Origin of the sequence: Mycobacterium sp. Marseille-P9652, from assembly GCF_902652685.1 — a bacterium.
Taxonomy (GTDB): Bacteria; Actinomycetota; Actinomycetes; order Mycobacteriales; family Mycobacteriaceae; genus Mycobacterium.
The window spans coordinates 39,722-63,147 of sequence record NZ_CACRUY010000026.1; the positions used below are offsets into that span (position 1 = coordinate 39,722).

The following is a 23,426-nucleotide window of genomic DNA, read 5'->3' on the forward strand; positions in this document are numbered from 1 at the left end:
GCTGTGCCGAGCCGGCCGTTAGGCGCCCAATGACTTTCCCGCGCAATGCAAGTCGTTGCAGGCCTCGACCACCCGCTCGCTCATCGAGGCCTCGGCCTTCTTGAGGTAGCTGCGCGGGTCGTAGGTTTTCTTGTTCCCCACCTCGCCGTCGACCTTGAGCACGCCGTCGTAGTTGGTGAACATGTGGCCGGCGATCGGGCGGGTGAAGGCGTACTGGGTGTCGGTGTCGACGTTCATCTTCACCACGCCGTAGCGCAGCGCCTCCTCGATCTCCGACTTCAGCGAGCCCGAGCCGCCGTGGAAGACGAAGTCGAACGGCTTGGCGTCCTCGGGCAAGCCGAGCTTGGCCGCCGCGACCTTCTGGCCCGTGGCCAGGATGTCCGGGCGCAACTTGACGTTGCCGGGCTTGTAGACGCCGTGCACGTTGCCGAACGTCGCGGCCAGCAGGTACTTGCCGTGCTCGCCGTGGCCCAGCGCATCGATGGTCTTCTCGAAGTCCTCCGCGGTGGTGTACAGCTTGTCGTCGATCGCGCCCTCGACGCCGTCTTCCTCGCCGCCCACGACGCCGATCTCGACCTCGAGGATGATCTTGGCCGCCGCGGCCTCCTTCAACAACTCCTTGGCGATGGTGAGGTTCTCGTCGATCGGCACGGCCGACCCGTCCCACATGTGCGACCCGAACAACGGATCGCCGCCGGAGCGAACCCGTTGCGCCGAGAGCGCCAGCAGCGGACGCACGTAGGTGTCGAGCTTGTCCTTCGGGCAGTGGTCGGTGTGCAGCGCGACGTTGACCGGGTAGCGGGCGGCGATCGAACGGGTGAACTCGGCGAGCGCCACGGCGCCCGCAACCATGTCCTTGACGCCCAGGCCCGAGGCGAACTCGGCGCCCCCGGTGGAGAACTGGATGATGCCGTCGCTGCCCGCGTCGGCGAATCCCTTGATGGCGGCGTTCACCGTCTCCGATGACGTGCAGTTGATGGCCGGGAAGGCGTACGCGTTCTCCTTGGCGCGTCGGAGCATCTCGGCGTAGACCTCGGGCGTGGCGAGCGGCATGAGATTCCTCCTGAGCGGCTTTGACCGGTCAAGTATCGCAACAGCGGTATGTTGAAGCACCGTGACCACCACCGTGACGGCCCTGCCGAACATCCTCGACCCGATGTACTGGCTGGGCGCGGGCGGCGTCTTCGGCTCTGCGGTGCTGCCGGGCATCCTCGTCATCGTCTTCATCGAGACGGGGCTGCTGTTTCCGCTGCTCCCCGGCGAATCGCTGTTGTTCACCGGCGGGCTGCTCGCCGCGCACCCCAATCCGCCGGCCAGCATCTGGGTGCTGGCCCCGGCCGTCGCGCTGGTCGCGGTCCTGGGTGACCAGACCGGGTACTTCATCGGGCGCCGGATCGGCCCGGCGCTGTTCAAGAAGGAAGACTCCCGGTTCTTCAAGAAGCACTACGTGACGGAGTCGCACGCGTTCTTCGAGAAGTACGGGCCCTGGGCGGTGATCCTGGCGAGGTTCGCGCCGTTCCTGCGGACGTTCACCCCGGTGGTGGCCGGGGTGTCCTACATGCGCTACCCCGTGTTCCTCGGGTTCGACATCGTCGGCGGCACCCTGTGGGGAGGCGGGGTCACGCTGGCCGGCTACTTCCTGGGCACCGTGCCGTTCGTGCACCAGAACCTGGAAAAGATCATCCTGTGCATCCTGTTCGTGTCGCTCATGCCCGCGTTCATCGCCGCCTGGCGCGGATATCGCGGACGGCGCCGGGCCAAGGCCCAGCCGCGGGATCAGGAATCCGGCTCAGGACACCCGACTCCTGCGGTACGCAACGAAACCTTCTAGGAGGTCCGGCCGGTCGATCGAGCTGGTCTGGACGGCCGCGGCCGGCGCCGCCCCGAGCAGGATGCGCTTGATCGGGATCTCCAGCCGCTTACCGGTCAAGGTGCGGGGGATGCCGGGTACGGCCAGAACTTCGTCGGGCACGTGCCGCGGCGAGGCGTGCCGGCGGATCTCGCCGGCGATCTTCGACCGCAGCTCCTCGTCGAGCGCCACCCCGTCGGCCAGGTGCACGAAGAGCGGCATCCAGTAGCCGCCGTCGTCCTGCTCGACCCCGACCACCAGGCAATCGCGCACCTCGGGCAGGCGCTCGACGGCGGTGTAGATGTCCGCGCTGCCCATCCGGACGCCCAGCCGGTTCAGCGTGGCATCCGAACGGCCGTGCACCACGACCGATCCGCGGTCGGTGATCGTGATCCAGTCGCCGTGGCACCACACGCCCGGGTACTTGTCGAAGTAGGCCCCGCGGTAGCGGCTGCCGTCGTCGTCGTTCCAGAAGTACACCGGCATCGAGGGCATCGGCTTGGTGAGCACCAGCTCGCCCTCCTCCCCGATCACCGGCTGGCCCGGGCCGGTCCAGGCCTCGATGGCCGCCCCCAGGCAGATGCACGACAGCTCGCCGGCCTTGATCGGCATGATCGGGCAGCCGCCGAGGAAGGCCGTGCAGACGTCGGTCCCGCCGCTCATCGAGATCACGGGAACCGCCCGGCCGAGCCCCTCCTGCACCCAGCGGAATCCGGACGCCGGCAGCGGCGAGCCTGTGGAACCCACCGCGCGCACCCCGTCGAGCCGGTAGGAGGTGCCTGGCCTCAGGTCCTCCTTGGCGCAGGCCAGCAGATAGCCGGCCCCCGCGCCGAGCACGTTCACGCCGGCGTCGGCGGCGACCCGCCACAGGCCGTCGGTCGACGGATGCGTCGGGCTGCCGTCGTAGAGCACGATCGTGGCGCCGACCAGCAGCCCGGACACCAGGAAGTTCCACATCATCCAGCTGGTGGACGAGTACCACATGAAGCGGTCGCCGGGGTGCAGGTCCAGCTGCATGTGCAGGTACTTGAGGTGCTCGAGCGTGACGCCGCCGTGGCCGTGCACGATGCCCTTCGGCTTGCCCGTGGTGCCCGACGAGAACATCACCCACAGCGGGTGGGCGAACGGAACGGGGGTGATGTCGAGCTCGGCGTCGGCGGCGACCGCGGTGGCCCAGGGCACGCTGCCGTCGGGGCCGCCGAGGCCGAGCCGGGGCACGACGACGGTGGCGCGCAGCGTGGGCATCGCGCGCCGGATCTCGTCCAGCTCCGCGCGCCGGTCGATGCGCTTGCCGCCGTAGATCGACCCGTCGGTGGCCACCAGCACGGCGGGCTCCACCTGGCCCAGCCGCGCGACCACCCCGTCGACCGATACGTCCTGGTTGCACACCCCCCAGATCGCGCCCACGCTGGCGGCGGCCAAGGCGGCGACGACGGCCTCCCCCACGTTGGGCAGGTAGCCGACCACGGCGTCGCCGGGCTTGACGCCGAGGCCGCGCAGGTAGGCGGCGAACGCCGCGGTCTCGGATTGCAACCGCGCCCACGACCACTCCGCGGAGCCGTCCTCGCCGACGACGATCAGCGCGGGACGTTCGTCGGTGGCGTGCCGGAACGCCTCGGTGGCGTAGTTGAGGGTCGCGCCGGGGAACCACTCGGCGCCGGGCATGTCGCGGATGCCCAGCACGGCCCGCGGCGGGCTGTCGGCCCGGATGTCGAAGTACGTCCAGACGGCGTCCCAGAACCAGTCGATGTCGTCGACCGACTGGCGCAGGAGTTCGTGGTAGTCGCCGTACTCGCCGCGGTCGGTCATGGCCAGCCAGGCCATGAAGCGGGTGAGGTTGGCGTCGGCCAGCGTCGCCTCGTCCGGGGTCCAGTCGCCGTTCATGCCGGCGTCGAGTCGCTGCCGTTCGCTGTCACGGCGGTGACGTTACAGGCGGCCTCCATCAGCATCCAGCCCGAAAGTTGCACCGACAGGTCGCGTTCGGCGATCTCCGACGCGTTGACGGCACCCTCGACGAACTGCGCCTCCCGGCCGCCCGCAACAGGCAGCTCCGCGTCGCGGTCCCACGACGCCCCGAACAGCGGCAGGCCGTCGACCGTCTGGCGGTAGTCCCACGCCGACTTGGCCGACGACAGCACGATCGAACGCGCGGTGTCGCGGGCGACCGCGTCGTCGGCGGAGTCACCGGGCAGGTCGGTGGCGACCAGCGCGAGGTACCGCGCGGTGATGCCGGCGAACAGGCCGCCGTCGCCCCCGCCCGAGCCCTTGAGGACGCCCGACGACGCCATGTGCTCGCCCACGGCCGCGACCAGCCGGTGCACCCGCGCCGCGTGCCGCGCCCGCACCTCCTCGCCGGTGCGGGCGGCCAGCTCGGTCTCCAGCCCCAGCACGACGCCCTGGCAGTAGGTGTACTGCGCACGGACCAGCGAGCCGGCCTTGATGCCGTCGAACACCAGATGGGTCTCGGGGTCGATCAGCGTGCGGTCGATCCAGTCGCCCATCTGCTCGGCGCGCTTGAGGCGATCGCCATCGGGTGGGTACCGGGCGAGGAAGATGCCGGCCGGGCCGTTGGCGGGGGCGTTGAAGAACTGGTCCTGCTTGCGCCACGGGATGCCGCCGCCGTCCTCGGGCACCCACGCGTTGACGAACTGCTCGGCGAGCTTGGGCAGCGCCCGGTGGCGCTCGACGCCGGCGATGCGCGCGGCCCGCTCGAGCGCCAGCGCCAGCCAGGCCATGTCGTCGTAGTAGCTGTTGGTCCAGCGGAAGTTGTTGCGCAGCCGGTGGCTGCGGACCTGCCGGTTGATCCTGGTCCGCCGTTCCGGCTGCGGGTCGCGCCGCTGCGCGTCGACCAGGCAGTCCAGCAGGTGCGCCTGCCACCAGTAGTGCCAGGTGCCGAATCGCTTGTCCCGCCCGGTCGGGGGCCAGGCCACCACGCCCAGCTGGGTCGCGGGCAGCCCCCACAGCCGCTTGAGGTGGCGCTTCGTGACCGCGGCTTCGGAGCTGGCCGCCCGGTTGAGCCATACCTGATCCATGCTGTCGATCCTGCCTGACGGCTGGGCGGGCGAGCGGGCCGACGAGTGTGCGTCCTCGGCGAATACATACCCGCTGCCCGGGGGATGCTGGAGTCCATGGGATCCCCGACCGGCCTCAACGTCAATGGGCGGCAGTACGACGTCGACGCCGACGACGACACGCCGTTGCTCTACGTGCTGCGCAACCACCTCGGCCTGAAGGGGACCCGGTTCGGCTGCGGGATCGGCCTGTGCGGCGCGTGCTTCGTGCTCGCCGACGGCCGTCCCGTCTACTCCTGCAACACCCCGCTGTGGTCGGTGGCGGGGACGTCGATCCGCACGGTCGAGGGCCTGGGCACCGACGGCGAGCCACACCCGGTGGCGCGCGCCCTGGTCGATGAGCAGGCCGCGCAATGCGGCTACTGCATGTCGGGGATCGTGGTCGCCGCCGCCGCGCTGCTGGCCGACAACCCCGACCCGAACGATGCCGAAGTCCGCGCGGCGCTGGACCCGAACCTGTGCCGGTGCGGCTCGCACAACCGGGTGGTCCGGGCGGTGCTGCGGGCCGCCGCTGAGTTGAGGGGGCCGGCCGATGGCGGCCGCTGACGTCTCACCGTCGCTGACGGCCAACCCGCTGCTGAGCGCCTGGCTTCGCATCGACCCGGACGGGATCGTCGAGGTGCGCTCGGGCAAGGTCGAGCTCGGGCAGGGCGTCCTGACGGCGCTCGCGCAGATCGCCGCCGAGGAGCTCGACGTCGACCTGTCCCGGATCCGGATGGTCCCGGCCGCAACGGATCTCAGCCCGGACGAGGGCTTCACCGCGGGCAGCCGGTCGATCCAGCATTCGGGCGCGGCCCTGCGGCAGGTGTGCGCCGAGGCGCGGGCGCTCTACCTCGAGGCCGCCGCGGCCAAGCTGGCCGTGTCCGCCGACGAGTTGGAGGTGGCGGACGGCCAGATCCAGGGCCCGAACGGCCTCGACACCAGCTATTGGGAGCTGGCCGACGACGCGCTGCTGGACCGGGAGGCGACGGGCGACGCGGCGCCCAAGCCGGGATCGTCCTACGGGCTCGTCGGCACCGACGCGGCGCGCCTGGACCTGCCCGACAAGCTGACCGGCCGGCCGCGCTACGTGCACGACCTGACGCTCGACGGGCAGCTGTACGGGCGGGTCGTGCGGCCGCCTTCGCGCGGGGCGGGGCTGCGGGAGCTCGACGCGGGCCCGACCCTGGCGTTGCCCGGCGTCGTCACGGTCGTGCGCGACGGCGACTTCCTGGGGGTGGTGGCCGAACGGGAGGAGGCGGCGCTGCGCGCCGCCGATCAGCTGCGCGCGGACACACGCTGGGACGAGCGGCCGACGCTGCCGGACGAGGACGACCTGCCGGGCTTCCTGATGTCGGCGCGGGCCGAGACCGCGGTGCTCGCCGAGAAAGTGGCCGCGGACCCGGCGGCGCCGGCGCGGTCGCATTCGGCGCGCTACCACCGGCCGTATCTCGCGCACGCCTCGATCGGCCCCTCGTCGGCGGCGGCCCTGGCGCACCCGGACGGCCGGCTCGAGGTGTGGTCGCAGAGCCAGGGCGTCTACCAGCTGCGGCGGGATATCGCCGCAGCGCTTGACCTTTCGCCCGAGCGCGTGGTGCTGCGTCACGCGGAGGGCGCCGGCTGTTACGGCCACAATGGCGCCGACGACGTCGCGATGGACGCGGCGCTGCTGGCGCGCGCGGTGCCCGGGCGCCCGGTCCACGTGGTGTGGTCGCGGGCCGACGAACTGGCGTGGGCGCCGTTCGGGCCGGCCGGTGTGGTCGAGATCGCCGCCGACTGCGCCGAGGACGGCAGCGTGCTGGGCTGGCGCCACGAGATCTGGAGCGGCAGCTACATGGGCCGTCCCGGAACGACCCCGACGAACGCGTTGCTCGGGGCCAGCCACCGCGCCGGCGGTGAGCCGATCCGCGCCGGCGGCGCGCCGCCGCTGGAGTGGGGCGGGGGCACGGGCCGAAACTCCATGCCCGGCTATGACTTTCCGGCTTGTCGCGTGACCAACCACCTGCTGACCGAGATGCCGCTGCGTACCTCGGCGCTGCGGTCGCTGGGCGCCTTCGTCAACGTGTTCGCGATCGAGTCGTTCGTGGACGAGCTCGCGGCCGCGGCGGGCCGCGACCCGCTCGAGTTCCGGCTCGCGCAGCTGTCGGACCCGCGGGGCCGGGCGGTGCTTTCGGCGGCGGCGTCCCGGGCCGGCTGGGCCGACTGGTCACCGTGGGAGTCCGTGGGGCGCGGCATCGGCTACGCGCGCTACAAGAACGCGGCCGCGTACTGCGCGGTGGTGGCCGAGGTCGAGGCGGTCGACGAGGTTCGGGTGCGGCGGCTGACGATCGCGGTGGACGCGGGCCTGCTGATCAATCCCGACGGCGCCGCCAACCAGATCGAGGGCGGCGCCGTGCAGGCTACCAGCTGGACGCTCAAGGAGCGGGTGCGGTTCGACCGGCACAACGTCATCAGCGACACCTGGGAGACCTATCCGATCCTGCGGTTCTCCGAGGTGCCCGCCGTGGACGTGGAACTTGTTGGCGCGCAGAATAATTCACCGCTGGGCGTCGGCGAGTGCACGCAGGGTCCGACGGCGGCCGCCATCGCCAACGCGGTGTGCGACGCGATCGGCGTCCGGGTGCGTTCGCTGCCGCTGACGCCCGAACAGCTCATCGCCGCGATGCCGGACTAGCCGTCAGCGCGTCGAGCAGCTCGCGCAGGCCGGCCAGCGAGTGGGCCGGGAGGAAGAGGTCGCAGTACGGCAGGGCGGCGGCCATCGAGCCGGTCAGCGGCTCGAAATCCCGTTGCGCCGCGCGGGGATTCAGCCAGACCAGCAGCGCGGCACGGCGGCGCAGCCGGGCCATCGCATGGGCCAGCACCTCGGGGGGATCGCTGTCCCACCCGTCGGAGGCGACGATCACCACCGCGCCGCGCAGCGCGTTGCCGTGCGGCGCGGCCAGCAGCGCCGCGAGGCTGCGGCCGATGAAGGTGCCGCCGAATCGGTCGGTCACCTTCGCGTTGGCCCGCTGGAGCGCCACCTCCGCCGAACGCTGGGACAGCACGGCGGTGAGCCGGGTCAGCGACGTGGCGAAGGCGAAGACCTCGGGACGAATTCCCTTGCGCCGGAGTGCCGCCGCGCGCATCAGGTGCAGGTAGACCGCGGCGTACGGCTGCATCGAACGGCTCACGTCGCAGGCCAGCACGACGCGCCGGGGCCTGCGGCGCGGCCGGGCGCGCGCCAGGGTCACGGCCTCGAAGCCCGTCGCGCGGGAGGCGTTCATCGTCGCGCGCAGGTCGACGCGCTTGCCGCAGGCGCTGGCCTCGAGCCGCATGCTGCGCCGCCGGGGCCAGCGCGTGACCGTCGCCTCCAGCCAGGCGCCGAGCAGGCGCAGGTCGTCGGCGTCGAAGCGGTCGAACGGCCGATCGGCCAGCCCGGCCAGGCGGCCGGGCAGCACGTCGGGCACGAGAAGGCTGGCGGCCCCGTCATCTTCGCGCCCGGCGACGACGGGTGTCGTCCAGGGCAGGGACGCGTCCGCGCCGGCTCGACCGCCGGGCCGGCGCAACACACCGGCCGCCGGTGTCTTGGGGCCGGGCAGCGGGAGCGGCGGCTCGCGCGTCGGGGCGCCGTCGGGCGGGGCCGTGCCGAACGCCGCCGCGAACACGGCGTCGAAGGCGGCGAGGTCGTCCACCCGGTTCACCAGGGTCAGCCGCGCCGCCCAGTACAGCGCGCTCGTGGAGTCCGGCGGCAGCCGGCGCAGCGCCTGCACGAAGTTCCCCGGGCCGTCGGCCGGAACCGGCACCCCGGCGCCGCGCAGGCGCACCACCAGCGCGGCCGCGAACGCCGCCAGGTCGACGCCCCGCAACAGCGCTGGCCCGCTCACGGGCCCGCTAACCCCTGCGGCCGAGCGCCCACCCGATCACCAGCGCGACGAGCGCGACGATCAGCACCGGGGCGTACTTCTTGAGCTGGTTGGCGCCGGACAGCTCGAGCAGGTCGATCGGTTCGGGCTCTTGTGCGGCCGCGTGGCGCGGCGGCGCGACGACGCCGACCTGCGCGGGGCCCTCCGGCGTGGCGGGGGCGGCGACGCTCTCCCCGGCCAACTCGGCCTCCAGGGATTCGACGAACTGACCGAGCAGCTTCTCCGACACCTGCTGCAGCATGCCGCTGCCGAACTGGGCCAGCTTGCCGACGATCTTCATGTCGGTGTCGACGGTGACGGCGGTGCGGTCGCCCTCCTCGTGCAGCTGGGCGGTGACCGTGGCGGCCGCGTTGCCGGTCCCGCGCGTCTCCTTGCCCTTGGCGTCGATCACCGCGCGGTACTGGGCGCGGTCGTGCTCGACGAAGCGCACCTTGCCGCTGAACTCGCTCGTGACCGGTCCGACCTTGACCTTGACCTTGCCGAAGTAGTCGTCGCCCTCGTGGCCGGTGAGCGCCGCGCCGGGCATCAGCGGGATCACCTGCTCCAGGTCGCTCAACACATCCCAGGCCTTCTCGATGGGTGCGCTGACGGTGAACTGGTTGGCGATCTTCATGCTGTCGGTCCTCTCAGGTGCGGCAGTACTCGGTCAGTGCGTCGCGGATCAGCGTACGGTCATCGGGGGTCTTGGCCAGCGCCCCCAGGGTGGTCAGCGCGGCCGGCGCCGCGTCGTCGACCAGATCCGCCACGCCCAGTGACAGCAGGGCGGCGACCCAGTCGATCGTCTCGGCGACGCCGGGCGGCTTGTCCAAGTCGAGACTCCTTGCGCGGCCGACGAACTGGGTGGCGCGCTCGATCAGCGGCGCCGTCGCCCCCGGCACGGTGCGGCGGACGATCGCGGCCGCCCGGGCGGGTTCCGGGTAGTCGATCCAGTGATACAGGCAGCGGCGGCGCAGCGCGTCGTGCAGGTCGCGGCTCCGGTTGGAGGTGAGCACCACGATGGGCGGCCGCTCCGCGACGAAGGTGCCCAGTTCGGGGACAGTGACGGCGGCCTCCCCGAGGAATTCGAGCAGCAGCGCCTCGAATTCGTCGTCAGAGCGGTCGATTTCGTCGATCAGGAGCACGGGCGGGGTGCGGCCGCGATGCCGCACGCAGCGCAGGATGGGCCGGTCGAGCAGGTAGGTCTCGGTGTACAGGTCGGCTTCGTCGATGGTGGCGCCGCGTGCCTCGGCGAGCCGGATCGAGAGCAGCTGGCGCTGGTAGTTCCAGTCGTAAAGCGCCTCGCCGGCGGTCAGGCCCTCGTAGCACTGCAACCGGACGAGTGGCGTGTCGAGCACGGCCGCAAGCGCTTTCGCGGCGGTCGTCTTGCCCACTCCCGGTTCGCCCTCCAGCAGCAGCGGCCGGCCGAGCGTCACCGCGAGGAAGATCGCCGACGCCGTTCCGGTATCCAGCAGGTAGTCCTGCTCGTCGAACCGGCCGGCGACCTCCTCGACGTCACCGAACATCACGTACTCACGAGCCGGCCGCGCGGCCGGCGAACGCCGTGCGGCATCCCGGGCCGCAGAACCAGTAGTCCGTGCCGCCCAGCCGAAGGTGGTGGGCGGCCGGTCCGGTCGTCACCGTCATGCCGCACACCGGATCGACGGCCTCCTGCGGGGCGTCGCGCACGGTCACCGGCGCGGCGAGTCCCCCGCCGCGGATGCCGGCGATCAACTCCGCGGCGATCGACACCGCGATCTCCGCGGGGGTCTTCGCACCGATGTCCAGGCCGACCGGGGTGTGCACGTGCGCCCGCTCATCCTCGGAGAGGTTGAGCGCGTTCAGGATCGACGCTCCCCGCACCCTGCTGGCCACCAGCCCGATGTAGCGGACCCCGGCGTCGAGGGCCGCGCGGATGATCTCGCCCTCCGGGCCGCCGTGGCTGGCGATCACCACCGCGGTGGCAGGTTCCCCAGAGCCCGGATCGGCGTCCGTGCGGGCGTCGTAGCCGAGCACCCCGCACACTGCGACGAGCGCCTCGGCGATCGGGGTCGTCCCGTAGATCCGGATCAGCGGCGCCGGCAGCTGGGGGGTCAGGAAGATCTCCAGCGACCCGCCGGACAGGCACGGGTTGACGACGACGCACGCGCCGGGGGCCTCGGGGAAGTGCACGTCGCCGTCGGGCAGCACCCGCAGCAGCACGCTCTCGTTCGTCTGCAGCGCGCCCAGCGCCGCCTTACGCACGGAGTTCTGGGCGCACTGCCCACCGACGAAGCCCTCGATTGTGCCGTCCGCCAACAGGATCGCCTCGTCACCCGGGCAGGACGACGTGGGCGGTTGGGCGCGCACCACCGTCGCGTGCACGAACGGCGTCCGTGCCGCGATGAGTTGCCGCGCCCGCTCGCTGATCGTCTGCATCAGATTGGTGGCCTCGCCCTGCCCTGCATGGCCTCCCACACCCGCGACGGCGTGAGCGGCATGTCGGCGTGCCGAACCCCGAACGGCGTCAGCGCATCCACCACCGCGTTCACCACCGCGGGCGGCGATCCGACGGTCGCCGACTCGCCGATGCCCTTGGCGCCGATCGGATGGTGCGGCGACGGCGTGACGGTGTGCCCGGTCTCGAGGTGCGGCACCTCCATGGCCGTCGGGATGAGGTAGTCCATCAGCGACCCGCCGAGGCAGTTGCCGTCCTCGTCGAAGGCGATCATCTCCATCAGCGCCATCCCGATGCCGTCCACGATGCCGCCGTGCACCTGGCCCTCGATGATCATCGGGTTGATGCGGGTGCCGCAGTCGTCGACGGCGAGGAACCGGCGCACCTTGACCACCGCCGTGCCCGGGTCCACGTCCACCACGCAGAAGTACGCGCCGTAGGGATAGGTCAGGTTCTCCGGGTTGTAGCAAACCTCGGCGTCCAGTCCGCCCTCGATGCCCTCGGGCAGGTCGCCGGCGCCGTGCGCGCGCATGGCGATGTCCTGGATCGTCACCGACGCCGCCGGGTCGCCCTTGACGTGGAAAGTGCCCTTCTCCCACTCCAAGTCGGCGACCGACACCTCGAGCATGCCCGAGCCGATGATCTTCGCCTTGTCGCGCACCTTGCGGGCCACCAGCGCCGCGGCCCCGCCCGACACCGGCGTCGAGCGGCTGCCGTAGGTGCCCAGCCCGAACGGTGTCTGGTCGGTGTCGCCGTGCACCACCTCGATGTCGTCGGGCGGGATGCCGAGCTCCTCGGCGACGATCTGCGCGAACGTCGTCTCGTGGCCCTGCCCCTGGCTCTGAACCGACAGGCGCACAACGGCTTTGCCCGTCGGGTGCACGCGCAGCTCGCACCCGTCGGCCATGCCGAGGCCGAGGATGTCCATGTCCTTGCGCGGCCCGGCGCCGACGGCCTCGGTGAAGAACGACATGCCGATGCCCATCAGCTCGCCGCGCGCCCGGCGCTCCTTCTGCTCGGCGCGCAGTGCGTCGTAGCCGATCATGTCCATGGCCTTGCGCATGGTCGCCTCGTAGTCGCCCGAGTCGTAGGTCCAGCCGGTCTTGCTCTGGTACGGGAACTGGTCGGGCCGCAACAGGTTCCGCAGCCGCAGCTCGGCGGGGTCCATCTTGAGGTCGAAGGCCAGGCAGTCGACCAGGCGCTCGACGAAGTACACCGCCTCGGTGATCCGGAACGAGCACGCGTAGGCCACCCCGCCGGGCGCCTTGTTCGTGTACACCGCGGTCATGTGGCAGTAGGCGGCTTCGAGGTCGTAGCTGCCGGTGAACACCCCGAAGAACCCGGCCGGATACTTCGTCGGCGCCGCCTGCCCGTTGAACGCGCCGTGATCGGCCAGCACGTTGGACCGGATCGCCAGGATCTTGCCGTCCCTCGTGGCGGCGATCTCGCCGACCATGATGTAGTCGCGCGCGAAACTGGTGGACGTCAGGTTTTCGCTGCGGTCCTCCATCCACTTGACCGGCCTGCCCAGCACCAGCGAGCCGACGATCGCGCAGACGTAGCCCGGGTAGATCGGCACCTTGTTGCCGAAGCCCCCGCCGATGTCGGGCGAGATCACGCGGATCTTGTGCTCGGGCAGACCCGCGACCAAGGCGTAGAGGGTGCGGTGCGCGTGCGGCGCCTGCGAGGTCGTCCACAGCGTGAGCTTGCCCGTGACCGGGTCCAAATCGGCCACCGCGCCACAGGTTTCCATCGGGGCGGGATGCACGCGCGGGTAGACCATCTCCTGCTTGACGACGACGTCGGCGCGCGCGAACGCCGCCTCGGTGGCCGCGGCGTCGCCGGTCTCCCAGTCGAAGATGTGGTTGTCCTTCTTGCCGTCCAGGTCGGTGCGGATCACCGGTGCCGACGGGTCGAGGGCGGTGCGCACGTCGACGATGGGATCCAACGGGTCGTACTCGACGTCGATGAGTTCCAGCGCGTCGCGGGCCGAATAGCGGTCCTCGGCAACGACGAACGCGACCTCCTGACCCTGGAACCGCACCTTGTCGGTGGCCAGCACGGCCTGTACGTCGTTGGACAGCGTCGGCATCCAGGCCAGGCCCTTCTCGGCCAGGTCCGCACCCGTCACCACCGCCTTGACCTTCGGATGGGCAAGGGCCGCAGTCGAATCGATGCCGACGATGCGGGCGTGGGCGTACGGCGAACGCAGGATCGCCAGGTGCAGCATGCCCGGCAGGGTGACGTCGTCGACGTAGGTGCCGCGGCCGCGGATGAAGCGCGGGTCCTCCTTGCGCAGCATCCGGCCGTGGCCGCACGGCTTCTGGTCGTTGTCGATGGAGTCTTCGGGTGACGGTGGCCTGGACTCGATGGTGGTCATGACTGTGCCTCCGCCGCAGCGTGATTGGCGGCCCACTGGATCGACCGCACGATGGTCGTGTATCCCGTACAGCGGCAGATTTGCCCGGAGATCGCCTCGCGGATGGTCTCCTCGTCCGGGTTGGGGTCGCGGTCGAGCAGGGCGCGGGCGGTGATCATCATGCCCGGGGTGCAGAAACCGCATTGCAGTCCGTGGCAGCGCATGAAACCTTCCTGCACCGGGTCGAGCTGGCCGTTGGACGCCAGTCCCTCGACGGTGCGCACGCTGTGGCCCGACGCCATCACGGCGAGCATCGTGCAGGACTTCACCGGCACCCCGTCGACCTCGACCACGCACGTGCCGCAGTTGCTGGTGTCGCAGCCCCAGTGGGTTCCGGTGAGCCGCAGCTGATCCCGCAGGAAATGCACCAGCAGCATGCGGGGTTCGACGTCGGCGCTCACCTGTTCGCCGTTGACGGTCATGGTGACGTGCATGGCTAGTTAGTTCCCTTCTGCCCGCACGCGTTCGGCCGCGGTGCGCAGCGTGCGGATGGTCAATTCAGAGGCGAGGTGCCGCTTGTATTCCGCGGTGCCGCGGACGTCGGTCGCCGGCTCGCAGGCCTGCGCGGCCAGGCGACCGGCCTCGGCGAAGGTCTCGTCCGTGGCGGGCCGGCCGACCAGCGCGGCCGCGGCCTCGCGCAGGGCGGCCCGGTCGGCGTTCACCGCGGTCAGGCCGAGCCGGGCGGCCGCGATCGTGGACCCGTCCAGGGTCAGCGCCGCGCCCGCGGCAGTGACGGCCCAGTCTCCGACCCGCCGCTCCACCTTGGCGTACGCGCTGGAGGTGTTGTGCCGCAACGGGATCCGCACCTCGATCAGCATCTCGTTGGGCGCGACCGCCGTCTCGTAGGGGCCGACCACGAAGTCGTCGATCGCGACCTCGCGTTCACCGGACGGCCCGCGGACCAGGCAGACCGCGTCCAGCACCTCGCACACCGTCGAGAGGTCCTCGGCCGGGTCGGCCTGGCACAGCGATCCGCCGAGCGTGCCTCGGTTGCGGACGACCGGGTCGGCGATCACCTTCTCGGCGTCGCGGAAGATGGGGCAGACGGCGGCCAGGGTGTCGGATTCCAGGATCTCGCGGTGCCGCGTCATCGCCCCGATCCGGACGAGCGTCGGGTCGGTGATCACATAACCGAGCTCGAGCGCCAGGTCGTTGATGTCGATGAGGTACTCGGGGTTGGCGATGCGCAGCTTCATCATCGGCAGCAGGCTGTGCCCGCCGGCGACGATGCGCGCACCCTCCCCGAGCCGGTCGAGCAGTCCGATCGCATGGTCGACGCTCGTCGCGCGTTCGTATTCGAAGGGCCCGGGCACTTGCATGTGACGCACCTCCTTGTGCGACTGACGGCGACCCGCCGCGCCCAGCTCCGCCGCGCTCGCGATCGCCTCCCGAGGGATGGGCACCCCAGTGTCGACCCGCCTGACCTGGGCGTCAATAGCGAGTTAAGTGATCCTTTAACTCGCGCGCCTCGTGGTGGATGCGGCCGGCCGTCTCGGCCAGGGGGCGGCCCCCGCCGCCCCAGCGCTTGGCGATGATGTCGGCGGCGATCGAGACGGCCGTCTCCTCCGGGGTGCGCGCGCCCAGGTCGAGTCCGATCGGGCTCGACAGCCGGCTCAGCTCGGCGTCGGTCAACCCGGCTTCGCGGAGCCGGCTCATCCGGTCGTCGTGGGTGCGGCGCGACCCCATCGCGCCGACGTACCCGACCCGGGGCAGCCGCAGCGCGACCTCGAGCACCGGCACGTCGAACTTGGGGTCGTGGGTCAGCACGCAGATCACCGTCGTCGCGTCGATGGCGCCGGCTTCCGCCTGGGCGGCCAGGTACCGGTGCGGCCAGTCGACGACGACGCTCTCGGCGGTCGGGAAGCGCGCCGGCGTGGCGAACACCGCGCGGGCGTCGCAGACGGTGACGCGGTAGCCGAGGAAGGAGCCCTGCTGCGCGAGCGCGGCGGCGAAGTCGATGGCGCCGAACACCAGCATCCGGGGCCGCGGGGCGTAGCTGCAGACGAACACCTCCATGCCCGCGCCGAGCCGCTGCCCGTCGGGCCCGTACTCGAGGACGTCGCTGCGGCCCACCGCGAGCAGGCCGCGCGCGTCGTCGGTGACGGCGTCGACGGCGCGCGCCGAGCCCAGGGAGCCGGCCGCGGCGTCGGGCCGGATGACCAGCCGCCGGCCGACCCGCCGCGCGTCCGGGTGGGAGATGACGGTCGCGACCGCGACCGCCCGATGCTCGCCGATGTCGTCGGCCACCGCGCCGAGTTCGGGAAAGCTGGCCCGCGACACGGACTCGACGAAGACGTCGATGATCCCCCCACAGGTCAGCCCGACCGCGAACGCGTCACCGTCGCTGACGCCGTAGCGCTCCAGCCGCGGCGTGCCGGTTTGCGCCACCTCGGTGGCGATCTCGTACACGGCGCCCTCCACGCAGCCGCCCGACACCGAGCCGGCGACCGACCCGTCCGGCGCCACCACCATCGCGGCGCCCGGCTGACGCGGCGCCGACCGGAACGTCCGCACCACGGTGGCCAACCCCGCGGTGTCACCCGCGCGCCAGATCGGCAGCAGGTCGGCAAGCACGTCGCGCACGCATCCCAACGTAAGCTCTTGGCGTGACTCCGGCTCAACTTCGGGCCTATTCGGCGGTGGTGCGTCTTGGCTCGGTGCGGGCGGCCGCGACCGAGCTCGGGCTCTCCGATGCGGGGGTCTCGATGCACATCGCGGCGCTGCGCAAGGAGCTCGACGACGCGCTGTTCACCCGGACGGGAGCCGGGCTGGCGTTCACGCCCGGCGGGCTGCGCCTGGCCAGCCGCGCGGTCGAAATCCTCGGCCTGCAGCAGCAAACGGCGATCGAGGTCAACGAGGCCGCCCACGGCCGGCGGTTGCTGCGCATCGCGGCGTCCACCGCCTTCGCCGAGCACGCCGCGCCCGGCCTCATCGAACTGTTCTCGTCGCGGGCCGACGACCTGTCGGTGGAGCTGAGCGTGCACCCCACGAGCCGGTTCCGCGACCTGATCGGTTCGCGCGCCGTGGACATCGCGATCGGCCCGGCCACCGAATCCTGGGTGAGCCCGGTCGGCTCGCTCGTCGTGAAGCCCTTCCTCAAATACCAGATCATCACCGTCGTGGGGCCGAACAGCCCACTCGCCGTGGGTGTTCCGGCCCCGGCGCTGTTGCGCCAGCAGCAGTGGATGCTGGGCCCGGCCGCGGGCGGCACGGACGGTGAGATAGCAAACATGCTGCGCGCCTTGGCGATTCCGGAGTCACAACAGCGGATCTTCCAGAGCGACGCCGCCGCGCTGGAGGAGGTGCAGCGCGTGGGTGGCGTCGCGCTGACGATCGGCTTCCCGGTGGCCAAGGACCTTGCGGCCGGGCGGCTGATCCGCCTGAGCGGTCCGGGACTTGAGCGCTCGGGCGAATGGTGCGCGGCGACGCTGCCGCCGTCGGCCCGACAACCCGCCGTGTCGGAGTTGGTCAGCTTCATCACCACGCCGCGCTGCACGCAGGCGATGATCCGGGGCTCCGGCGTCGGGGTCACCCGGTTTCGACCCAAAGTCCATGTGACGCTGTGGAGTTGAGTGTGTAGCTCGCGGTTCGCGAGTGAATCCTGGGCGACGACACGCCGACGAAGGCCGCCACCACTTCACCCGGGAAGCCAGGGATTCACACTCGACGGGCCTACCACGCCCGGCCGAGGTCCGCGTGCCGGCGGATCCAGGCGTGCATGGCGATCCCGGCGGCGACGCCGGCGTTGATGCTGCGCGTCGACCCGAACTGCGCGATCGACACGGTGAGCGAGGCGCCGTCACGGATGCCCTCGGTGATGCCGGGCCCCTCCTGGCCGAACACCAACAGGCACTCCCGGGGCAGCTCCACCTCCTCCAGCCGCGCCGCGCCCGGCACGTTGTCGACCGCCACCACGGTCAGCCCGGCGCCGGCCGCGAAGTCCAGCAGTTCGGCGATGCCGTCGTGGTGGCGCAGCCGCTGATAGCGGTCGGTCACCATGGCGCCGCGGCGATTCCAGCGCCGCCGCCCGACGATGTGCACGGTGTGCACCGCGAACGCGTTGGCGGTGCGCACCACCGAGCCGATGTTGGCGTCGTGCCCGAAGTTCTCGATCGCCACGTGCAACGGGTGCCGCCGCCGGTCGATGTCGGCGACGATCGCTTCCCGCGTCCAGTACCGGTAGGCGTCGACGACGTTGCGGGAATCGCCGTCGCGCAACAGGTTCGGGTCATACCGCGGATCGTCGGGCGGTTCCCCGGCCCACGGGCCGACGCCGGCGGCCGGGGCGCCCCATTCCGTCGGGCCGGGATCGCTCATCGCTGCGTCCACACCCCGGCGTGCGTGCCGTCGACGGCCACCGTCGCGTAGAGCAGCGCCTCGTTGATTTCACCCTGCGTGCACAACGAGGCGGTGAGATGCACGGAGTCCAGCGACGCGTCGGGCAGGACCAGAACCGACGACCCGTACACCGCGCAGGCCGGGTTCAGCCCCCGGCCGGGGACGGTCGGCGAGGCCAGCAGCATCATCGGGCCGCCGCGCTTGGCCGAGTCCTCGCGGTAGCGGTCGGCCACGGCGTCGGCCTCCAGCCCCAGCAGCATGTAGCCGTTGCCGGTGAACGCGGTGGGGTCGCCGAGCTGCGCCTGGGTGATCGGCTTTCCGTCGGCGCGCCAGGCCGTCAGCGTCGTGGTCTTCACCGTCAGGCCGGTGTCGTTGGCGTTGGTCGGCATCAGACCGACGGGGAATGCCGCCGGGTACGCCGCCGACGTGTTCGGGATCCGGTCGCGCGGGGAGTAGACGTAGACCCCGCGGACCTGGCTGCGGTCCTTGAGGGGGCCGAGGCAGACCGTGCCGGTGAGCCGGTCGCGGGGGGCCGAGAGCGCCGAGCGGACATCCCGCACACCGGCGCCCGCGTTGTCGCAGCTGCCGAGCCCGGTCGCCTCCATCGGGTGGGCCAGCGCGCCGTAGAGCCCGAAGCGGACGTCCTCGGCGGCGGCGTGCGGCGCCTTCGGGTCGGCCGCGGACCCGTCGACGTCGACCAGTACGTAGTCGCCGTCCCAGCGCAGGTTCGACACCGAGATGTTCCAGCCCAGCAGCGCCAGCGACTCGCCGAGGCGGGCGCCCTGCGCGCCGTACGGGCTCGCGGCATGGTGCGAATCCGAGCAGCTCACCAGGACAGCGAGGGCGGCGAGCGCTCGGAGGGCGCGGCTAAATCTCATCGGTCACGGAAAGCGAAGGGCCTAGCCCAGCCCCAGATCGGCAAGGCCCAGCACGCTGCGGTAGGGCAGCCCCTCGGCCTCGATCGCCTCGGCCGCGCCGGTCGCCCGGTCGACGACGGTGGCGACGCCCACCACCTCCCCGCCCGCGTCCTGCACGGCGTGCACGGCGGTCAGCGCCGAGTTTCCGGTGGTGCTGGTGTCCTCGACAACGAGCACCCGCTTGCCGGCAACGTCGGACCCCTCGATAAGTCGTTGCAGCCCATGGGCTTTCGCCGACTTGCGCACGACGAACGCGTCGATCGGGCGTCCCGGCGCGTGCATGACGGCCGTGGCCACCGGGTCGGCCCCCAGGGTCAGGCCGCCGACCAACGCGTAGTCCCAGTCACTGGTGAGGTCGCGCACCAGCCGGCCGATCAGCGCCGACGCGCGGTGGTGCAGCGTGGCCCGGCGCAGGTCGACGTAGTAGTCGGCCTCCTTGCCCGACGACAGCGTGACCCGGCCGTGCACCACCGACAGCCGCCGGACCAGGTCTGCGAGCTCCTCGCGTGCGTCAGCTTCGGCCACGTCCACCACCGGCGCGTTTGACGAAGCCGCGGGCCAGCCCCCGCGGGATGAGGCGCCCGGCGGTCACCAGCGCCTTGTACTGGAGGCCCGGGACGCTGACGACCTTCCCGGCGGCGATATCCGCCAGGCTGGCGGCGACCACGTCGTCGACCTCGAGCCACATGAACGACGGCAGCTTGGCCATGTCGAGGCCCGCCCGCGAGTGAAACTCGGTGTGCACGTAGCCCGGACAGACCGCGTGCACGCCGACCCCGGTGCCCTCCAACGACACGGCGAGGCCCTCACTGAAGGAGATCACCCACGCCTTGGACGCCGAGTACGTCGACCCGCGCCCGGGCACCAGACCGGCGACGCTGGCGATGTTGATGACGGTGCCCGCGCCGGCGCCGAGCATCGCGGGCAGGGCCGCCCGGGTCAGGTGCATGACCGCCGTGACGTTCACGTCGAGCTGCTTCTGCAGCACCGCGGGATCCGTCTCCCAGAAGTCGCCCTTGGTGCCGAAGCCGGCGTTGTTGATCAGGACGCGCACCCCGCGGGCGAGGCGCTCGGAAACCTTCTCCCGGCCGGCGGCGTCGGCGGCGGCGGCGGGGAGGACCTCGACGGCGCCCGCCTGCCCCTCGAGCTCCGCGGCGAGCTTGGTGAGGCGGTCGACGTCGCGGGCGACCAGGACCAGGTCGTAGCCGTCGCGGGCGTAGCGCCGCGCGTAGCCGGCGCCGATCCCGGAGGTGGGCCCGGTGATCAGGGCGACGGGACGGGGCATGAGCGACATCCTAGGGCCGCGGCCAGCACGCGCGGCCCGCGCGTCAGCCGTGCTGATAGTTGGTGGCCTGGCGGCCGTTGCGTTACCGCAGCCTGTCAGCCGTTGACGAGGGCACGGTCGGCCAGCGCGCTCATCACGGGCGCCAACGCCCGGGCGTATTCGACGCTGATATGCGACGCGTCAATGTACACCAGGGTGTTGCCGACGATGACCGGGCAGCGGGCGGCGGTGCAGAAGAGCGGAGTGAGGTTGGCGTATCGTCCGCCACCGGCTTCGGTGGCGGCGGTCTCCGCCGCGATGCCGGGATCATTGACCGCCGTCGACCGTTGCGGCGAGCAAGCCGTCGCGTCGTCGAGGTGCGCGGACAGGCAGTCCGGCACCGATACCTGCGGAATGGGGATCGGCCCGAGCACCAGCACCTGTGCACCCGTGCCGCGGAGCTGCCGGACCAGTCGGGTGAGGCTGTCGATCCACGCCGGGTCGTAGGCCGCGAACCTTTGGTTGGGGTAGTAGCGCCGGATGCTGAGTACGACCAGCCGCGGGTGTTCGCTCTGTAACCGGGCGATGATGCGGTCCCGCCACTGCACGCACTCGGTGTACTCCCGGTGAACGATGGGGTTGAAGACGGGCAAGTCGAGCACCGGGCAGCCGCCCTTGTTCATGTTCTCCATCCGCCAGTGCCGCTGCTCGGCTACCTGCTGAAACGCCGGTCCCCACATCGCCGCATGCGAATCGCCGACCAGGGCCAGCGTCGTCGTCGATGCGGTGTCACCCGTCGCGCACTCAGGCTGGTCGACTTCCCACACGCCGCGTACGCAACCGCCGTAGCCGGACTTTAGCTCGTCTGCTACGCGAGCCAGCGGGGGATCGAGGTTCGACGGTACGGCCCTCAGGTCGGCGGATGCCGACACCGCGGCCTCTACCTGGGTAAATGCGTTCTGGACGGCGGCGTCGTACGGTACGACGCTTGTGCCCGTGGGGGGAGGCGCTGCGGTGACCACAAGGGCTTGAGCCGGCGGCCCGTGACCGACCGGGACGGGCACCACAACCAGCAGCGCCAGGCACACGGAAACCGCAACGGCAGTGACGGCACCACCAAGCGCAAGACTGCGGGCGGCCGACCGGCGTACCGGCGCGGCGAATCGCAAGGGATTCTCGATGAGGCGCAGTGTGAGCGCGGCCAGCGCGAAGGAGATGAGGATCCCGGCCAAGCTGCCTAACGGACCCATCGGCGTTGCCAGCAAAGCCACAGGCCAGTGCCACAGATACCAGGCGTAGCTCACCCGGCCGACGGCTTGCATCGGCCGCAGCGCGAGAAGGCGCCCGACCCCGCGTGCGGGGGTCGAACAGCCCGCGCCGATCACCAGCGCCGTGCCGAGCACGGGCAACAGTGCGGCGGTACCCGGAAACGGTGTTGCCCCACTCAGCAGGGCGCAGGCCAGAAGGATCACCGCCAGGCCTGCCCATCCCGCCAGCGCGGCAGGCAGGCGCGAAAGTCGACTCCACTGGTTGGTCGTCAAGGCCACCACGCCGCCCACGGCCAACTCCCAGGCCCGGGTGGGCAGCGAAAAGAACGCCATAGGAGGCAACAGGCGAGTGGCCACCAGAGACGCCGCAAACGAGACGCTGGCGACCAGGACAAGCACCACCAGAAATGGGACCGGCGACGACCCGGGCCGAGCGCCGGTGCGGCGACGCACGCGCCGGATGAGCCAGGCCGTCCCGATGATCAAGGGCGGCCACACCAAGTAGAACTGCTCCTCGACGCCCAGAGACCAGTAATGCTGGAACGGCGACGGTGAACTGACGGTGAAGTAGTCGATGCCCTGGAGAGCGAACCGGTAGTTGCCCACATACAGCGCGCTCGCGATGCCGTCACCGATGATTCTGCGCGCCGCCAACGGGGATGACAGCACAGTCCAGGTGATCGCGATAACCACTCCGACTGTGGCCGACGCGGGCAGTAGTCGGCGGGCTCTGGCCCCGTAGAACCGGCGCAACCGGACGGTGCCGTCCGCGCTGACCTCGCGCCACAGCAGCCCGGTGATCAAGAAGCCTGAAATGACGAAGAACACGTCGACGCCGATGAACCCGCCACCGACCCCGGGCACATAGAAATGGAAGAGGACAACGGCCAACACGGCGACGGCACGCAATCCCTCGATGTCCGGACGAAATCCAATGCGCGCAGAGCGCGAACCAGCATTGGAAGAGTTATTCGCCCCCTCCGGCAGAGTCGAAGCAGTGGGTCGGATTTGATCCCTCCGTGATCGGTCGTTAAGGGTGGTCAATCCGGCCCCGACGCATGCGGTTTCGGATACCGGCCGTCGCGCTGACCGCCTCATCCGACGCTCGTACTACATAGGCCAGGTCAGTGCGACATACGCGGTAGCCGGGTCCGCTTCAGGAGCATCAGTCGGATGGTCGGCGGAGCGTTGACCAAGTACGGTTTCCCCTATTCTCTGGATGACTCTGGCCGGCCTGAACGTCCGAGCCGAGCAGCCCGGAGACGTCCTGCCCGGAACGGCGGGGCGGCAGCTCCGCCCGGCCCGCGGGAGCCAGCGGGCGGCCGGGCGCCGCGGTGCGCGGCGGTGCCGCCACGCTCTCCTCGGACGTTTCCTGGGGCGCCGGCGGCAGGACGCGCAGCAGGTCGTTGAACTGACGCACGGTGCGAAGGCCCTCGTCCCACTGGGCGCGCGTGCTGGTGACCGGCAGGGCCAGCAGCGTCCAGTTCTGCTCGTTCCACATGATCTCGGCGGAATCGGGCGCGGTGTGCGCGAACGTGACCATGCGCCGGTCGCAGGCGCGCCGCGCGGCGTCGAGATTGGTCGAGTAGACCATCCGGGGCCCGATGGCGCCCAGCAGCCAAATGTCGTTCTCCCGAGGCTCTTTCAGCCCCTTGAGCCGGAGGTCGACGACGACGTTCGTGCCCACCTTGCGGTGCAGCGCGATCACCGTGGCGACCTCTTCGAGGTCGAAGATGTAGACCGCCTCGCCGCGGATCTGGCCCAGCACCACGTTGTAGGCCGGCACGTCGCCGACCGTCGACATCACCCCGCGCTTCCAGCGCTTGAGGATCTCGGTCGATTCACGCTCGTAGTCGAAGCCGTGCGACCGCGCCCACGACCGGCGGCGCCTGCTGCGCCCGCGGCGTCGATCGAGGTCGACGTACAGCAGCACGCCCGCGCCGACAAAGCACAGCGCGGACAGCGTGAACCAGAGGGGGACCATCCCACACAGGGTATCTGTTCGG

The 23,426-nt window shown here is 71.2% G+C and carries 21 protein-coding genes; 4 read left to right on the forward strand and 17 right to left on the reverse strand.

Features of this window, described 5'->3' with window-relative positions; translation table 11 throughout:
- Window positions 1–18: 18 nt before the first annotated feature.
- Window positions 19–1,053, reverse strand: coding sequence for a class II fructose-bisphosphate aldolase (gene fbaA, locus GPY60_RS15115; RefSeq protein WP_156688483.1), 1,035 nt, complete (start codon window positions 1,051–1,053; stop codon window positions 19–21).
- A gap of 61 nt (window positions 1,054–1,114) precedes the next feature.
- Between fbaA and GPY60_RS15120 the strand changes: the two genes are divergently transcribed.
- Window positions 1,115–1,831: a DedA family protein gene (locus GPY60_RS15120; protein WP_156688484.1), complete on the forward strand. Its 717-nt coding sequence runs from the start codon at window positions 1,115–1,117 to the stop codon at window positions 1,829–1,831.
- On the opposite strand, the gene GPY60_RS15125 is transcribed toward GPY60_RS15120, so the two are convergent.
- Window positions 1,790–3,733: an acetoacetate--CoA ligase gene (locus GPY60_RS15125; RefSeq protein ID WP_156688485.1), complete on the reverse strand. Its 1,944-nt coding sequence runs from the start codon at window positions 3,731–3,733 to the stop codon at window positions 1,790–1,792. The genes GPY60_RS15120 and GPY60_RS15125 overlap by 42 nt on opposite strands.
- Window positions 3,730–4,881, reverse strand: a complete 1,152-nt coding sequence (locus GPY60_RS15130) for a glycoside hydrolase family 76 protein (protein ID WP_156688486.1) — start codon at window positions 4,879–4,881, stop codon at window positions 3,730–3,732. Before GPY60_RS15130 ends, GPY60_RS15125 begins: the two co-directional genes overlap by 4 nt.
- Before the next feature lie 96 nt (window positions 4,882–4,977).
- On the opposite strand from GPY60_RS15130, the gene GPY60_RS15135 reads away from it, so the two are divergent.
- Together GPY60_RS15135 and GPY60_RS15140 are read left to right on the forward strand one after the other, a co-directional pair.
- Window positions 4,978–5,466: a (2Fe-2S)-binding protein gene (locus GPY60_RS15135; protein WP_156688487.1), complete on the forward strand. Its 489-nt coding sequence runs from the start codon at window positions 4,978–4,980 to the stop codon at window positions 5,464–5,466.
- A complete protein-coding gene (locus tag GPY60_RS15140) occupies window positions 5,453–7,573 on the forward strand; it encodes a xanthine dehydrogenase family protein molybdopterin-binding subunit (protein ID WP_156688488.1) in 2,121 nt (706 codons plus the stop codon). Before GPY60_RS15135 ends, GPY60_RS15140 begins: the two co-directional genes overlap by 14 nt.
- Here GPY60_RS15140 and GPY60_RS15145 read toward each other — a convergent pair.
- The 8 genes from GPY60_RS15145 to GPY60_RS15180 all read right to left on the reverse strand — a co-directional run bounded on the left by GPY60_RS15145 (window position 7,551) and on the right by GPY60_RS15180 (window position 16,216).
- On the reverse strand, window positions 7,551–8,762 hold the full coding sequence (locus GPY60_RS15145) for a vWA domain-containing protein (RefSeq protein WP_156688489.1): 1,212 nt from the start codon (window positions 8,760–8,762) through the stop codon (window positions 7,551–7,553). The genes GPY60_RS15140 and GPY60_RS15145 overlap by 23 nt on opposite strands.
- A gap of 7 nt (window positions 8,763–8,769) precedes the next feature.
- Window positions 8,770–9,414 carry an SRPBCC family protein gene (locus tag GPY60_RS15150; protein WP_156688490.1) on the reverse strand — a complete coding sequence of 215 codons (645 nt, stop codon included), beginning with the start codon at window positions 9,412–9,414 and terminating at the stop codon, window positions 8,770–8,772.
- Window positions 9,415–9,427: 13 nt separating this feature from the next.
- On the reverse strand, window positions 9,428–10,303 hold the full coding sequence (locus tag GPY60_RS15155; RefSeq protein ID WP_156688491.1) for an AAA family ATPase: 876 nt from the start codon (window positions 10,301–10,303) through the stop codon (window positions 9,428–9,430).
- Window positions 10,304–10,310: 7 nt separating this feature from the next.
- Window positions 10,311–11,195, reverse strand: a complete 885-nt coding sequence (locus tag GPY60_RS15160) for an XdhC family protein (protein WP_156688508.1) — start codon at window positions 11,193–11,195, stop codon at window positions 10,311–10,313.
- Complete coding sequence (locus GPY60_RS15165) at window positions 11,195–13,594, reverse strand: aerobic carbon-monoxide dehydrogenase large subunit (RefSeq protein WP_156688492.1); 2,400 nt, start codon at window positions 13,592–13,594, stop codon at window positions 11,195–11,197. The genes GPY60_RS15160 and GPY60_RS15165 overlap by 1 nt, the downstream gene beginning before the upstream one ends.
- On the reverse strand, window positions 13,591–14,067 hold the full coding sequence (locus tag GPY60_RS15170; RefSeq protein ID WP_156688493.1) for a (2Fe-2S)-binding protein: 477 nt from the start codon (window positions 14,065–14,067) through the stop codon (window positions 13,591–13,593). Before GPY60_RS15170 ends, GPY60_RS15165 begins: the two co-directional genes overlap by 4 nt.
- A 6-nt stretch (window positions 14,068–14,073) precedes the next feature.
- Entirely contained in the window at window positions 14,074–14,952 is an 879-nt protein-coding gene (locus GPY60_RS15175) for an FAD binding domain-containing protein (RefSeq protein WP_156688494.1), read from the reverse strand.
- Window positions 14,953–15,064: 112 nt separating this feature from the next.
- Window positions 15,065–16,216, reverse strand: a complete 1,152-nt coding sequence (locus GPY60_RS15180; protein ID WP_197283686.1) for an XdhC family protein — start codon at window positions 16,214–16,216, stop codon at window positions 15,065–15,067.
- A gap of 23 nt (window positions 16,217–16,239) precedes the next feature.
- Between GPY60_RS15180 and GPY60_RS15185 the strand changes: the two genes are divergently transcribed.
- Window positions 16,240–17,205: a LysR family transcriptional regulator gene (locus tag GPY60_RS15185; RefSeq protein WP_156688495.1), complete on the forward strand. Its 966-nt coding sequence runs from the start codon at window positions 16,240–16,242 to the stop codon at window positions 17,203–17,205.
- A gap of 100 nt (window positions 17,206–17,305) precedes the next feature.
- Here the strand turns inward: GPY60_RS15185 and GPY60_RS15190 are convergent, their stop codons facing one another.
- From GPY60_RS15190 to ttfA, 6 genes are all read right to left on the reverse strand, one after another.
- Window positions 17,306–17,950, reverse strand: coding sequence for a TrmH family RNA methyltransferase (locus GPY60_RS15190; RefSeq protein WP_156688496.1), 645 nt, complete (start codon window positions 17,948–17,950; stop codon window positions 17,306–17,308).
- Window positions 17,947–18,849, reverse strand: coding sequence for a hypothetical protein (locus GPY60_RS15195; protein ID WP_156688497.1), 903 nt, complete (start codon window positions 18,847–18,849; stop codon window positions 17,947–17,949). The genes GPY60_RS15190 and GPY60_RS15195 overlap by 4 nt, the downstream gene beginning before the upstream one ends.
- A 21-nt stretch (window positions 18,850–18,870) precedes the next feature.
- Entirely contained in the window at window positions 18,871–19,422 is a 552-nt protein-coding gene (gene pyrE, locus GPY60_RS15200) for an orotate phosphoribosyltransferase (RefSeq protein ID WP_370462731.1), read from the reverse strand.
- Window positions 19,400–20,173: an SDR family NAD(P)-dependent oxidoreductase gene (locus GPY60_RS15205; RefSeq protein WP_156688499.1), complete on the reverse strand. Its 774-nt coding sequence runs from the start codon at window positions 20,171–20,173 to the stop codon at window positions 19,400–19,402. Before GPY60_RS15205 ends, pyrE begins: the two co-directional genes overlap by 23 nt.
- A 95-nt stretch (window positions 20,174–20,268) precedes the next feature.
- Window positions 20,269–22,518, reverse strand: coding sequence for an acyltransferase family protein (locus tag GPY60_RS15210; protein WP_156688500.1), 2,250 nt, complete (start codon window positions 22,516–22,518; stop codon window positions 20,269–20,271).
- 67 nt (window positions 22,519–22,585) lie between these two features.
- Window positions 22,586–23,404, reverse strand: coding sequence for a trehalose monomycolate transport factor TtfA (gene ttfA, locus GPY60_RS15215; RefSeq protein ID WP_156688501.1), 819 nt, complete (start codon window positions 23,402–23,404; stop codon window positions 22,586–22,588).
- Window positions 23,405–23,426 lie beyond the last annotated feature (22 nt).